This window comes from Mucilaginibacter jinjuensis (assembly GCF_028596025.1).
Taxonomy (GTDB): domain Bacteria; phylum Bacteroidota; class Bacteroidia; order Sphingobacteriales; family Sphingobacteriaceae; genus Mucilaginibacter; species Mucilaginibacter jinjuensis.
Window position 1 is genome coordinate 3,290,941 of sequence record NZ_CP117167.1, and the last position, 14,272, is coordinate 3,305,212.

The window sequence follows — 14,272 nt, forward strand, 5'->3', positions numbered from 1 at the left end:
TCGTTTTCTTGATCCCTATATGTTTTGTTGGGCTAATGGCGTTTCAGTATTCGTCCGAATTACCATCTGCTGCCGGTATTGATACTATTCAGTTTAAACAACCTTCCAATTTTCGCAAACCAGTATATGATTTTGATAAGAATCCCGTAACAAAGGATGGCTTTCTGTTAGGTAAAGCTTTGTTTTATGATCCGCTTTTGTCTGTTGATAAAACGGTAGCTTGCGGTAATTGCCACCAGGCCTCAGCCGCATTTGCCAATCTGGGCAGCGCCTTAAGTCGTGGAATAAAAAATTGCAAAGGCACACGTAATGCACCACCGCTTTTTAACCTGGCCTGGCAAAAGGAATTTATGTGGGATGGCCGGATCAATAACCACGAGGCAGTACCCGTAAATGCTTTGACTAACCCTTGCGAGATGGGCAATACCATGAGTAATGTGCTGTACACCTTGCAAAACCACGCTGGTTACCCTGCTGAATTTAAAAAAGTATTTGGCAGTGATAAAATAACTCAGGAAATGGTGTTGAAGGCAATAGCCCAGTTTACGGTAATGATGGTTTCGGCCAACAGCAAGTACGATAAATATATACGACACGAAGCAGGGGGAGCATTTACTGAAAACGAGCAGGCGGGTTATGCTTTATTTAGGCAAAAATGCGAAGCCTGCCACACCGAACCGTTATTTACAGACCTCTCATACCGAAACAACGGACTCGAGGAAACTTCAATAGATATTGGCCGGGATAGTATGACACACCAACGAGCTGACAGAGGCAAATTTCGTGTACCATCGCTCCGTAATATAGAAATCACCAGCCCATACATGCATGACGGGCGGTTTTACTCACTGAAAGAAGTTCTGCAGCATTATAATTCGGGTATGAAAAATCACGCTAATCTCGACCCCGTTTTTAGACAGGATGGCAAAGTAGGGATTGCCCTTTCACCAACGGAGCAGACGCAAATCATTGCCTTCCTGAAAACGTTAACCGACGTCGACTTTATCAACGACCGCCGGTTTAACAACCATTAATTAAGGTTTCTTGGCTGTCAGCACATCAATTGCTACCACCCGCATGGCACTCCTTGCCGGCTTTTTATCGCCCGGCACAATCAAGCGATAGGGGCCAAAGTTGGCGGCAAGGTCTTCACCATCTTCCTTGTTAGCTAAAATAATAAGCTTATCTGTAAATGCTGGGTCAACCTCGGGTAAGGCAATAACCACCTGGTAACCATCTGCTGCAGATACAAGAACGTATTTAGTTAATGATTTTCCTCTCAGTTGTTTATTAGGGATGGCATCTGCCTGGGTTAAAATATCATAAAGTGAAACGCCGCTGTAAACATGTTCGCGGCCATCATTGGCGGTAACTTTAACGGTTACCTGTTTCATGGCCGCAAAATTAGTGGCATTCAGTTTATAAGGCTGGGTTACATCGCCGCCAATAGCAACTTCTGCCGTTTGTGCTTTAGCCATCAAACCAATAAATGTGAAGGCAAATACCAGGGTAAAAAAATTAATGTTTTTCATTGCTGTTAAATTACTAATTGTTGGAGGGTAAGCAAAATTGAAATACTTAATCAGGAAATTATTTAATGAAAATCTTGTATTTATCTAATACGAAATATTGTATCATATAATTGTTGTATTGTAATACTATTTATCTAATTAATAATATCATTGAGTATCTAATTAAATACGCTAATTGGGTGTAAAATAAATTAATTTTTTATATAATATATATTGTATACATACGTATATTAGTCTCCACCTAAATTCACAGTTTTTATGGAAAAGGCAATGTTTACCACTGTATGGCTTAAGGCTATAGGTAATAACAGCACTCTAAAAACCCAATTATGTTTATGGTACTATGCCATAAAAAGTACGTACAAAAGCCAATTTATTAATATAACGGCCAATTGTTTATCGGGCAATTACAGAACAAAAACAACTTTGCAATAAGGTGTACTTTTCTGATGAACGCTGATAAACTCATCGTAATTGGCTGTGATGAAACGGCTGCCTTATCAACTATATTAAATAGTATGAATGGCTTTCCGTACAATATTGTTTCGGCTACCAAAATGTCTGACTTGATCGGGATAGTTAAATCATTAAACCCCGACCTTGTTATCATTAATTTCAGAAATAATCAATTCGCCCTTAATGATTTTATTACGTTTATTAAGCGGCCGGAAATACCTATTCTTTGCCTTACCCGCAGGCAGGAGCAGGAAGATCTATCATGGTCTGATACGCTTATTGTTTTTACTTATCCTTATGAGTCGATGGGGAACGAAACGTATCTTCGGTCGAGGATTAATTCCATTTTTCTTTTAAAGGAAGGATCTGCAAAAAGCATGGTCAGTTCAACGCTTCTTGGGGCAGTTATTCAAAAAAGTAATGAATTGGGTGAAGGGCGAAACTTAAGCCGATACGTATTAGAGCTCGATCAAAAAGTAGAGATCTTATTAAAAGTTAAAGACCGCATCGCAAACCTTTGCGGCAGGGTTGACGATCACGTGAGGGCCGAACTCACTTCTATTGTAAACTCCATTAAAAAGTCGGCCAACGATCATAAGCTTTGGGAAGATTTTAAACTATACTTCGAACAAACTGATCCTGACTTTCTAAAGGTACTATCCAAAAAATACCCTGTGCTAACCCCAGTAGATTTAAAGTATTGCTGCTATCTGAAAATGAACATGTCAAACGATGACATCCGGAACCTCCTCGCCATTAATCAGGATAGCGTACGTACCCATAAATACCGCCTGAAAAAGAAGATGTCGCTCGGTAAAGAGCAGGATCTCAGAAGCTATCTGAAAGCTGTAGGCCAGCATTAACACTATTTTATTCAGTCCGTTATTTCGTAATCAAATTTTAATGCAGGTATCACCTGTTTATCGCATTGTGCTATATATCAACAGTTTGTATGCATAACTATCGGTCTACGAATTGTCTACGTTTTTAAAGAATGCCCTTTACGCTTGTATACGGAACGTACATGGTTAATTTTAGCATACCGTAAACCTTATGCCTAATTTTACTTCAGGCAATCCAAACGCCCAAACTACCTATACAACCGAACCAACAATTTTTGACATGATCAACAAGGCACTTCAATTCACTAACGATATACTTGATCAGTTTTTGAGGAACCGTTTTGGGCTAACGGAAAGCAAAGTTATTCTGAATAATTTAATTGAAAACAGTGGTGCAATACCATTGGCTAATCAGAATAAAGTTGTAATATCACTTATCAATATCGAGAAGGAAACTTCGAAACCATTTTATATCCGGAACAAAAGATTAGAGAACGGCAGCTATGCAGATGTAAACCCTGCCGAGCGTTACAACCTCGATCTTTTAATCAGCGGCAATTTTGACGATTATAACGAAACATTGAAATTCATAAACGCAGTGATCCTGTTTTTCCAGATCAATGTTGCAGTTGATGCCAGTTCGTTCTCGAATATCCCGGCTGGGTTAAGCAAGCTGGAGTTTGAGATTGAAAAGATAGGCTATCACCAAATGCATAGTTTATGGACGGCTATGGGCGCTAAATATCAGCCATCCGTAATTTATAAACTAAGGCTTGTTACCATACAGGGCAACGAAGCCGAAGGCTTTACACCAATGGTATCTCAATCATCAAACTTGATAACGGCATAATGCAAAGCAGTTTTAAAATAGCATTTAATGTAGCAGTAACGCACACTTACTTTGATAAAGGTGTTTGTAACTGCCTGCAGTTTGTGCCCGATGCCGGTACGCAAATGCTATTAAAGCGTTTCGGCTTTATCATCAGAAATAAGATTAATGGTTTTGAATTGTACAGTAACTCCACAAGCGAATTATCAGCTTTGCTTAATCATATCAGTAAAGTAACCGGTCAAAATTCCTTCGGCTTTAAAATTCAGACTAATAACCCGAGTTTCAATTATTTTACAGATCTGCCCGTGAGTTGGCGAGGGCAACTGGTGTATGATAGTCAATCAATCATTGCTGTATCTGACTCGAATGTTGTTCTTTTAAAAGAAACACAATCAGAAGATACAGATACTACCTGCATAGGCAGTTTGAATGTGCAGTTTGATGATCTGTTAAAATATAGCAACGCTACTGGCTTTGCACAGTTTCAAATCAATTATACAGCGCGGTCTACCCAATGGCAGTATTATGTTATTAATAAAAGTGCCCTGGCGTTAGGCAATCCTGCAATTGTAGGTAAGGCTGATATTAGCTTTAGCCCGCCAACTAATGTTACTATTGATAGTGGACAACAGGCGATGATGTTTTCATCCGGCAATAACCTGATTCCGTTAAGCGAAGTACCTCAATACAAGTTTGATCTCGTTAATAATCCTGCATCAGGAGGGAACGAATCTTCAGCTAAAAGTACATCAGTTAAAACCATTTTCAAAGGCTTGCCTAATCCGGATCCTAAACGGATTGGGATTGTGAGCATAGATAATCAGCAACAGATATCGTCACCCATGTATGTATATGTATAAATAACCAAACCAAAAATATAAGTTATGCTTCAATCAAACATTAAATCACCGGGCGTCTATATAAACGAGCTCAATGCCTTTCCCAATTCGGTAGTGGCAGTAGCTACCGCGATACCGGCCTTCATCGGCTATACGCCGCAAGCACAGTATGAAGGGAAATCGTATTTAAATGTGCCTCAGAAGGTAAGCTCGTTTGCCGAGTTTCAGGCTATTTTTTGTTACCCAGATCCTGCGCCGCCGGCACCACCGGCTAAGCAGTATTCGCCGCAGTATTACCTGGTACAGCAAAAAGCTAAACCGGCCGATTCTGATTATATGATGATCAATGGCAGCTATTATTCTATTTTGCCCGATCCAAATACCATTTATTATTTGTATAACAGTATCAGGCTGTTCTATCAAAATGGTGGTGGCGATGCTTATATCGTTTCGGTAGGTACTTATGGCCCTCCGTCGGGCAGTACTTCTGCACCGGGTGCACAAATTGTAAACCCTAATGTAAAGCTGGCCGATTTGACAGCCGGTTTGTATTTACTGCTGAATGAGCAGGAGCCAACCATGTATATATGCCCGGAGGCAACTTTGCTTTCTGTGGCTGATAACTCTACGTTGATGCAAAGCATGCTGGGCCAAAATGCAGCGATGCAAAGCAATATCAGCGTGTTTGACATCATCGGCGGCCGCAACCCTGATCCGATTATGTATACCAATGATATAACCACCTTTAGAAATAACACTGGTGTGCAGGGTTTAAGCTATGGTACAGCATACTATCCGTTTATTGGCACTACCATTATGCAAAATTCGGATCTTGACTATACCAACCTTTTTGGTGGCGATATTAAACAACTGGCACCACTGTTAAGCCCGGCCAGCAACCCAGACCCGGTGGTAAACGCTGTAATAGCAGGTATCGAAACGCCATCGAGCCCGCCTTTAACCGTAACACAATACAATAACTCGTTGTTAAACGCCAGCAAGCAGTATGCGGCTATTATTAAACATGTTTTGTTTGATGCCAATATATTGCCGCCAAGCGGTGGTATGGCCGGTGTAATGACCACCATTGATAACCAGGAAGGTGTTTGGCAAGCGCCCGCAAATACATCGATAATTGGTGCTGTTTCATTACCCATCCGCTTGTCAGAGACCCAACAGGCCAACTTAAACGTGGATGCAGTTTCTGGTAAATCTATCAATGCTATCAGATTCTTCAACGGTATCGGTATCCTCGTATGGGGAGCTCGTACACTGGATGGCAACAGCCAGGATTGGCGCTATTTGCCGGTTCGCCGTACACTCATCATGCTGGAGCAATCGTGTAAGCTGGCTTCGCAACCTTATGTGTTTCAGCCGAATGATAAAAATACCTGGGAAGGTGTTAAGGCCATGATCGGCAGTTTCCTGACCACCATCTGGAAAGAAGGGGGCTTGCAGGGCGCTTCTGCATCTGATGCATTCTCGGTTGATTGCGGGCTGGGTACCACCATGACATCGGATGACATCCTGAACGGGTTTATGAACGTGATGGTAAAAGTTGCAGTGGTTCGCCCGGCTGAGTTTATCGTAATCACTTTCCAGCAACAAATGGCTACTTCAAGCTAATCTTAAAATATCAATCAAATTTATTAACACTAAAAACTAAAATATTATGGCAGCAGATGACGGAAGCAAAGAAGGCGCAACATGGCCGATGCCGAAGTTCAGATTTGAGGTAGATCTTGGAACGGAGCTAAAAAGCGTGGCATTTCAGGAGGTATCCGGTATGGATGTCGAAAATCAGATCATTGAATATCGTAAAAGCAATAGTCCGCTTTTTTCAACCGAAAAAATGCCCGGTATTGCAAAATATGGTAACGTAACCATGAAGAGAGGGATTTTTGTGAACGATAACTCTTTCTGGGCATGGCACGCAGAAATTACCATGAACACGATTAAAAGGCGTACGGTGATTATCAGGTTACTGGATGAGTCGGGCGGTACAACCATGCAATGGCAGTTAAACAATGCCTGGCCAACCAAAATTACCAGTACAGATCTAAAATCGGATGGTAACGAGGTGGCTGTTGATACCATTGAAATTGCACACGAGCAATTGATTATAACCAATGCAAAGTAATTACCTGGTTGGTTTTTATTTCGAGCTCTCCTTTAAGGGGCAGGATGCAGCTTTTCAGGAAGTATCCGGCCTTTCGAAAGAACTGAGTGTTGAAGAAGTTGTATGCGGCGGGGAGAACCGGTTTAAATACCGGCTCCCCACTGTATCAACCAGTCAAAACCTGGTACTGAAAAGAGCGTTGATACCCGAAGGTTCGCAACTGGTTGACTGGTGCGCTGCCACAATTGATGAAGGACTGGTTAATAATATTACCACACACGATGTTTCATTAAGCCTTTTAAGTGCTGACGGAACCGTATGTGTGCTATGGACTTTTTATAACGCATACCCGGTTAAATACGCGGTATCCGATCTTAAATCGCAGGAAAATGAGATCGTGATGGAATCCATCGAACTGGCTTATACCTATTTCGCCGTTTCGCCCGATACCATGTTTGGTAACCTGTTTGATTAAAAAACTTATGCCGATCGAGATCAGAGAAATAGTGATTAAAACAGAAATATCGTCTACCGGGCAAAGCAATGCAGGTACGATAAGAGAGAAAGATCTGAACATGCTTAAACGGCAATTGCTCGAAGAATGCAAAAGAATCATTTCCGAAACTTCAAAGAAACAAACTTATAAACGATAATATCCTCAACTTATGAATGCCAGTTTGGAATTATTAAAGATCACAGGCTACACCGATGAGGAATATCAATCTCCAATAAGCGGCCAGCCATATTCTGTAATGATAAACCCCGATACGCTTAAATGGGGACGTAATGTAGAATACAACGAGCAGCAGATACCCGATTCGAGTTCTGCCTCACAAAAATATAAATGTACCTCGAGTGATAAACTCAATTTCGACATCGTGATTGATTGTACCGGTATCGTCGATTCCAAAAGGGTTAGTATGGCCACTGAAATCTCCGCGCTCGAGAAAATCATCTACACTTATAATGGTGACATTCACCGGCCCAATTTTGTAAAAATTCAGTGGGGCAGTAGCATCACCTTTAAAGGGGTACTTAAATCGTTCGATATATCTTACACCTTATTTAAGCCCGATGGCAGCCCGTTACGGGCTAAAATATCGCTTGGGTTTAGCCAGTATATATCACCAACCACAGTTAAAAAGCAAGACAAACAGGCTTCGCCGGATGTAACCCACATGGTAAATGTTGTTGAGGGGATGAGCTTGCCGCAGCTGTGCCAAAAGGTATGGAATGATAACTCATACTATGTGCAGGTTGCCAAATACAATAACCTCAATAAGTTCAGAAACCTTACAGGGGTTAGTAAACTGATTTTCCCACCTATAATTCAACCATCGTAATGGCAGCAGCTGGCAGAATAGGTGGATTGGTAACCTTTACCGTAAAGGTTGCCGGCAATGCAGTCCCTGATACGGTGCAGATCCATGCGGTACATGTAGAGAAACGGGTTAATAAGATCTCCATAGCCAGAATTACAATTTTGGACGGAGAGGCTGACGAGGGTAATTTTACCGTTAGTTCTTCCTCTACTTTTGTGCCTGGCGCCGAGGTAACTATTGAGGCAGGGTACGATTCTACAAACGCTTTAATATTTAAAGGCATTATAACAGCGCAAACCATTAGAATTGATAATCTGATTGGTTCTGCGCTGGAGGTGGAGTGCAGGGATTCGGCCATCAAAATGATCGTTGGTCGGAAAAATCTCACATTCTCTAAACAGAAGGATAGTGATGTTATGAGTTCGATAATTCGCACATACTCCGGCCTTACCGCCAGTGTTACGGCTACCACAACCCAATGGCCCGAGCAGGTTCAATATTATGTAACCGACTGGGATTTTGTACTCTCACGCGCCGAAGCCAATGGTATGATAGTAACCGTTTCTGATGGCACAGTTTCGGTTATTAAACCCGATGCTAACACTACTTCAGTTTTAACCATAACTTATGGGATTGACCTGCTGGAGTTTAATGCCCAACTGAATGCTGTTACACAGTTAGGATCAGTTAAGGCCAGTAGTTGGGATTTTATTACGCAGGCAGTTGCCACAGCATCGTCTGCCAATAACCTGGCAGGACCAGGAAATCTGTCATCCAAAACGCTCTCTAATGTTGTGGGGCTTTCCGAATTTCAGGTGCAAACCACAGCGCCGCTTCAGTCTGCTGATCTAACTGACTGGGCTAAAGCCCAATTGATTAAAAGCGAATACTCTAAAATTATAGGCGAGGCCAAGTTTCAGGGTAGCAGCCTGGTATTGCCGGGTAACTATATTACGCTGGCTGGTTTGGGTGATAGGTTTAATGGGGATCACCTGGTATCTGCTGTTGTGCATGATATTTCGGATGGTAACTGGAATACCGAAACATCCATAGGCTTGCCAAACACCTGGTTTATAGAAGAGCCTGATGTAATGTCGCCACCAAATTCGGGTGTGTTACCTGCCGCACGTGGCCTGATTAACGGTACGGTTAAGCAAATGTCCGAAGATCCTGATGGTCAGTTCCGCATACTGGTTAATGTGCAAATGTTTGATATAAGCGGACAGGGCATCTGGGCGCGCTTGTCTAATTTCTATTCAACCAGCGGTGCCGGTGCTTTCTTTTTGCCTGAAGTAGGAGATGAGGTAGTACTGGGTTTTCTGAATGAAGACCCGAGATACCCCGTTATCCTCGGTAGTATGTATAGTTCATCCCAAATAAAACCTTACAGCATTTTGACGCCGAATGATAAAAACTCATTGAAGTCTATCGTTTCAAAATCGGGTATCTACGTGGAGTTTAACGATACGGATAAGATACTGACTATTAACACACCTAACAAGAACACGATGATTTATAGTGATAAAGATAAAAGTATCACGATACAGGATCAGAACAGCAATAGTATAGTAATGTCGTCAGATGGTATTACCATGAAGAGTAATAATAACATCAATATACAAGCCGCACAAAAGGTGAACATTAAAGGCGATATGGGTATAACCATCCAGTCATCAAGCGGAGATGTAGCCATAAGCGGCCTGAATGTTAAAGAAACCGCTCAAATGGAATATTCGGCAGAGGGCAGTATGACTGCCAAGATTAGCAGCGGTATGCAAATGACCCTGAAAAGTGCCATGATTATGATTAACTAAACTGAAAATATGCCACCAGCAGCAAGATTAACAGATTTTCACCAATGCCCTATGCAAACACCGGCCCTTGTGCCTATACCGCATGTAGGCGGCCCAATTATAGGGCCGGGTGCCCCAAATGTTTTAATTGGCAGTTTACCGGCCGCGCGTGTGGGCGATATGGCCGTATGTGTAGGCCCGCCCGATTCTATTGTACAGGGATCGGCAACGGTTATGATTGGTGGTATGCCGGCCGCGCGAATGGGTGATACAACCGCACATGGGGGGCAAATTATGTTAGGCGCTTTTAATGTAATGATAGGTGGATAGTCAGATCAATAAATTGGAAAATAACTTTTTGGGCTCGGGCTGGTCGTTCCCGGTTACGTTTTCTGCGGGTAACCATCAGTTGAATATGACGGCCTATGAGGACAATATCAATGATTCGATCGACATTATTTTACAAACCAATACCGGCGAACGTTGCATGGAACCTCAATTTGGTTCGGGCCTGCAGCAGTTCTTTTTCCGCAAAATGGATGAAACCCTGAAGGGCGAAATCAAAGACGCGGTAAAGACCTCATTACTGCAAAATGAGCCGCGAATAACGGTTACCGATGTGATAGTCAATTTTATAGATATAGTTAACGGCGTAGTAGAGATTGCAATTACTTACGTGTATAACCAGGTTAATACAAGGCACAATTATGTATTCCCTTTTCACCTGAATGAGGGTACCAATTTGTGATGATAACAGATAAATATGATTGATCAAATTAGCGCTTTAAAATCGCTGGAGAAAGCATTACTCCCCGCCTCGTTGTTGATAGACGGGCGGACAGAAAGGGATATGCTTTGTTTCCTGACAGATTTTGCTTCGCTGATCAATTTTTATGATAACACGAATACTGTAAATGGAACCTGGGAACCGTTTTTATTTAAAGATCCCGTTTTTCTATTGGCTTCTATTTCAAAAACTGACTTTAAGCAATACCAGTCGCTATACATCGATATTTGTTTGAAGCTGGAACAGTGGTCGGGTTCTGATATACGCTCGAATATTGTGATGGTTGATTTAGTCAATCAGCTTTTTGACCTGCTTATCAAGGTATTTAAACAGATAGAGCGGTGGACGTATTACATGCAAAGCTCTGCACCGCAGTACAGCCTTAAAACGTATGTATTAGATCAGGTTAAAAACAATATCAGCATCTATTTCTGGGCTGTTATTGCTTTGAGAGATAGGCTGAGCCGATCGTCGCCGATCTCAGAAATAGATCCTGTTAATTATTACGAGTTCGATGGTTTCGATAAGATAATCTGGAAACAGAATAAGGATAAAACCCCATACTGGCAGGTGCTTGGCCCTGATGATCTGGAAGATGACCTGAAGATAAACACGATGTTTAATTTCTGGGGAGTATTTAACGGATTGAAAAAGGCGGGCGATGTTTTATTCAATTTTTTCGGCACTATTATTACCCAGGCTGATTTAGCTTACCAAAACCAGAGTGTTAAAAAGAGCAGTTTTCCTGATACTACGCTCTTGCGCACTTTTGTTCATCTGCTGAAAAATCATCAGGAACAGTTAAATGCTATTTCGCAAAAGCATTTACAGTTTTACTATAAGGATATTTTAAGGCAAACTATAAAACCCGCTATAGCCGATAGCGTGTTTGTTTATGCCACCCTTACTAAACACGATGCTGTTTTTAAGCTCCCGGCAGGTACGTTACTCAATGCAGGTATTGATGCAGATAAGAACCCGATACTATTTGCAACCGAAAGGGATACAGATATTAACCCCGCTGTTATTACCAGTGCTTATACACTTAATAAGGTTATAAAAGGTAAACTGGCTTCGCTTTATCTTAAAAGCATACCAACACCGGGAATTATACAGCAAGATACTAGCGGTAAAACTTTGGCTTGGGAAACCTTCGGCAGTTCGGTAACGGCAACCAGTACACCTGCAAAAATTGGGATAGCCTTTGCTTCGCCCTTATTTTTATTAAGGGAGGGTAGCCGGAAGATAATAGTGATGCTAAATTTTACTACCGCCATCGATCCTCAAATGCTGATCATGGCTACTTATTATCTCAGTACAGCAGAAGCCTGGTTAACGGTTACGCCATCCTTTCAAGCCAATAAAATTGCTGATACGGTAACACAGTTTATTGTTGAGATTGATTTAAATGCTGCCCAGCCACCAATTGAACCCTTTGTAATAAATCCCGATGGTTTGCAAAGCGTATGGCCGATGCTTAAAATAGAATTTAGCTCGTTTACCAATACGCAAACAGCACCTGTTCTCAAATCCATCAATGTAGAGGTTAATGTTTTAAATGTCAGTACGTTTCAGCTTTATAATGATTATGGTGCAGTAAGTACCAAAACGCCATATCCGCTCTGGGGGCCTGTACCGGCTGTAAATGCTGGTTTTATAATCGGTAACAATGAAATATTTAGCAAGCCGGTAAACGAGTTGGGCATTGAACTGAACTGGAACAATTTGCCCGATGATTTCGCAAATTATTACAACCAATATAACAACTACCTCAACCCACCCAAACCGGTTGTGCCAGAGCAGGAAGAGAAATCATTTATCGGTAAAGTGCTGGATTATATTAAAGATAAGCCTGACACAGTGCCTGTTGTTGTAGACCCTAACGCACCAAATCCGGAGCCAATTTTCAATAATTGCAGTTTTGGTGTGGATTTTAAGATGTTGCAACCCAAAGGCTGGACTAATTTAAAGGTAAGCACACAAATGGTTTGCACCGCGCAAAACTGTACAACAGAATGCATCTATAAACAGCAAATCCAAAACCCATTGCCCGGTGATCCGCCTTTACCAAGTACGCTATTCAGCACCAGTTGTAATGCTGTAAAACCGGGTGGTACCACCGAGGTAACGCATACGCTAAGTAATTCGAGTTTCTTTTCTTTCGATAACAACGGTACGTTGCCCTGCAATCCTAATTTACAACTTACACCATTAAAGTTTGAGGAAACCAGTGATTCGGGCTTTATGAAAATGACATTGGCTACACCTGCGTATGGTTTCGGCAGCGAGGTTTATCCTAAAGTGGTGGCCAGTATTGCTACAGCCAACGCACTCACGGTTTATGAAATAGCCAATGATAAGGATACCGAAGATCAGGATAAAAAGAAAGCAGAGATTATTCAACCGGCAAATCCACCTTTTGCACCAATTGTAAATAACCTGGTTGCTCATTATTCGGCTTCGCAGGAGTATGTTTTTGATCATGCTACAGGCACTTATCCTATACAATGCTTTCTATACGCTCCATTTCAAAATCAGGTGGTTTATGATAGCACGCAGGCAAATACTAATGCCTATTATTCTGTTGATATTACAGAGCCAATTACTGGCGGAATCCCACTGTTTCCAGCAGTAAATTATAGCGGTTATTTGTTTTTAGGGATGGATAACCTGGTACCTGCCAACTCCATCAACTTATACTTTGAGTTTAACCGTAAATACGGCATCAACAATAATCTCAATAAACAAATTAGTTACAGCTATCTGGCCGAAAATGGTTGGGAAGATCTTTCGGTATTATATGATGGTACAAATGGCTTAACCTGTTCGGGGATACTTCAATTGAATGTGCCTGATGATATCAGCAACCAAAATACTGCGATGCCGGATGGGAAATACTGGTTTGCTGCAAAGGTTAATGATCCATCATCTTATGCCGATACTATTTTTGTTACTACCAATGGCTTTATAGCAAAGCGCAGCGGCAGTTTATTTTCGGCTGATACAGTTTCGCCGCATTTGGCAAGCAATGCTATAACTAAGCTTCAAACACTTGTCCCACAGATTGCGACCGTTGTGCAGCCTTTTCCATCTTTCGGCGGTAAGCCTGCTGAAAATGAAACCGGTATGAACCAGCGTGTAAGCAGCAGGCTTAAAACTAAAGACCGCGCTGTTAACGCCGAAGATTATTACCGGCTCATCAAGCATCAAAACCCCGAAATTTATTATTCTAAAGCTGTATTTAATAAGGTGACGCGCACAACTAATGTTTACTTGGTAAAGCGAAGCAGAACAGATGTTGATCCGGATGCCTATAAGCCGATGATAACAGAATGCAAGGAGGCCAGTATTTCGAAGTTTTTAAATGAGCGCGCCTCAACATTTGCTGGGGTTACTGTATCGAACTTTAATTTCCTGTGTGTGTGTATCACGGCTACCATAACTATTGATACAGGTTTCGAGCCTAAAGGGCTGCAAAAAACAATTAATGATGCTTTAAACCTATTTTTATCACCCTGGATTATTAGTGATCAGGTTCAGCTAACCATTGATCAGGGAATTACTGACACGATAGTTGCCAAATTTTTGAGGAGCATAAATGGTGTAGCGGGAGTTAAGAGCGTGACATTTAAAACAGGTACAGATGAAGTTAGTATAAATACGGCAGAGGATCAGCATAGCGTAAAGCCAACGACTGATGATTTACTGATCGTGTCGTGTATGGGCCACCAAATTATAATTGAGCAGTGA

14 protein-coding genes are annotated in these 14,272 nt (G+C 41.7%); 13 read left to right on the plus strand and 1 reads right to left on the minus strand.

Going from position 1 to position 14,272, the window contains the following annotated elements:
* Positions 1 to 35 precede the first annotated feature (35 nt).
* The gene (locus tag PQO05_RS14850; RefSeq protein WP_273628105.1) at positions 36 to 1,034 is read left to right on the plus strand and encodes a cytochrome-c peroxidase; all 999 of its coding nucleotides are present in this window, start codon (positions 36 to 38) and stop codon (positions 1,032 to 1,034) included.
* Here the strand turns inward: PQO05_RS14850 and PQO05_RS14855 are convergent, their stop codons facing one another.
* On the minus strand, positions 1,035 to 1,532 hold the full coding sequence (locus tag PQO05_RS14855) for a molybdopterin-dependent oxidoreductase (RefSeq protein ID WP_273628106.1): 498 nt from the start codon (positions 1,530 to 1,532) through the stop codon (positions 1,035 to 1,037).
* Between the two features lie 449 nt (positions 1,533 to 1,981).
* Here PQO05_RS14855 and PQO05_RS14860 point away from each other — a divergent pair, with 449 nt between their 5' ends.
* From PQO05_RS14860 to PQO05_RS14915, 12 genes are all read left to right on the plus strand, one after another.
* The gene (locus PQO05_RS14860) at positions 1,982 to 2,851 is read left to right on the plus strand and encodes a helix-turn-helix transcriptional regulator (protein WP_273628107.1); all 870 of its coding nucleotides are present in this window, start codon (positions 1,982 to 1,984) and stop codon (positions 2,849 to 2,851) included.
* A gap of 190 nt (positions 2,852 to 3,041) precedes the next feature.
* Positions 3,042 to 3,680 carry a Pvc16 family protein gene (locus PQO05_RS14865; RefSeq protein WP_273628110.1) on the plus strand — a complete coding sequence of 213 codons (639 nt, stop codon included), beginning with the start codon at positions 3,042 to 3,044 and terminating at the stop codon, positions 3,678 to 3,680.
* Positions 3,680 to 4,522 (plus strand): hypothetical protein, encoded by an 843-nt coding sequence (locus PQO05_RS14870; protein WP_273628111.1) that lies wholly within the window; start codon positions 3,680 to 3,682, stop codon positions 4,520 to 4,522. Before PQO05_RS14865 ends, PQO05_RS14870 begins: the two co-directional genes overlap by 1 nt.
* A gap of 24 nt (positions 4,523 to 4,546) precedes the next feature.
* Positions 4,547 to 6,127 carry a phage tail sheath family protein gene (locus tag PQO05_RS14875; protein ID WP_273628112.1) on the plus strand — a complete coding sequence of 527 codons (1,581 nt, stop codon included), beginning with the start codon at positions 4,547 to 4,549 and terminating at the stop codon, positions 6,125 to 6,127.
* 46 nt (positions 6,128 to 6,173) lie between these two features.
* The gene (locus PQO05_RS14880; protein WP_273628114.1) at positions 6,174 to 6,641 is read left to right on the plus strand and encodes a phage tail protein; all 468 of its coding nucleotides are present in this window, start codon (positions 6,174 to 6,176) and stop codon (positions 6,639 to 6,641) included.
* The gene (locus PQO05_RS14885) at positions 6,631 to 7,095 is read left to right on the plus strand and encodes a phage tail protein (protein ID WP_273628115.1); all 465 of its coding nucleotides are present in this window, start codon (positions 6,631 to 6,633) and stop codon (positions 7,093 to 7,095) included. The genes PQO05_RS14880 and PQO05_RS14885 overlap by 11 nt, the downstream gene beginning before the upstream one ends.
* A 7-nt stretch (positions 7,096 to 7,102) precedes the next feature.
* Positions 7,103 to 7,273: a DUF5908 family protein gene (locus PQO05_RS14890; RefSeq protein ID WP_273628116.1), complete on the plus strand. Its 171-nt coding sequence runs from the start codon at positions 7,103 to 7,105 to the stop codon at positions 7,271 to 7,273.
* Positions 7,274 to 7,285: 12 nt separating this feature from the next.
* Positions 7,286 to 7,963, plus strand: a complete 678-nt coding sequence (locus tag PQO05_RS14895) for a CIS tube protein (RefSeq protein ID WP_273628117.1) — start codon at positions 7,286 to 7,288, stop codon at positions 7,961 to 7,963.
* Positions 7,963 to 9,756, plus strand: coding sequence for a type VI secretion system tip protein VgrG (vgrG, locus tag PQO05_RS14900; protein ID WP_273628118.1), 1,794 nt, complete (start codon positions 7,963 to 7,965; stop codon positions 9,754 to 9,756). The genes PQO05_RS14895 and vgrG overlap by 1 nt, the downstream gene beginning before the upstream one ends.
* Before the next feature lie 9 nt (positions 9,757 to 9,765).
* Positions 9,766 to 10,065 carry a PAAR domain-containing protein gene (locus PQO05_RS14905; protein ID WP_273628119.1) on the plus strand — a complete coding sequence of 100 codons (300 nt, stop codon included), beginning with the start codon at positions 9,766 to 9,768 and terminating at the stop codon, positions 10,063 to 10,065.
* Positions 10,058 to 10,483: a GPW/gp25 family protein gene (locus PQO05_RS14910; RefSeq protein ID WP_273628120.1), complete on the plus strand. Its 426-nt coding sequence runs from the start codon at positions 10,058 to 10,060 to the stop codon at positions 10,481 to 10,483. Before PQO05_RS14905 ends, PQO05_RS14910 begins: the two co-directional genes overlap by 8 nt.
* A gap of 15 nt (positions 10,484 to 10,498) precedes the next feature.
* Positions 10,499 to 14,272, plus strand: a complete 3,774-nt coding sequence (locus tag PQO05_RS14915; RefSeq protein ID WP_273628121.1) for a hypothetical protein — start codon at positions 10,499 to 10,501, stop codon at positions 14,270 to 14,272.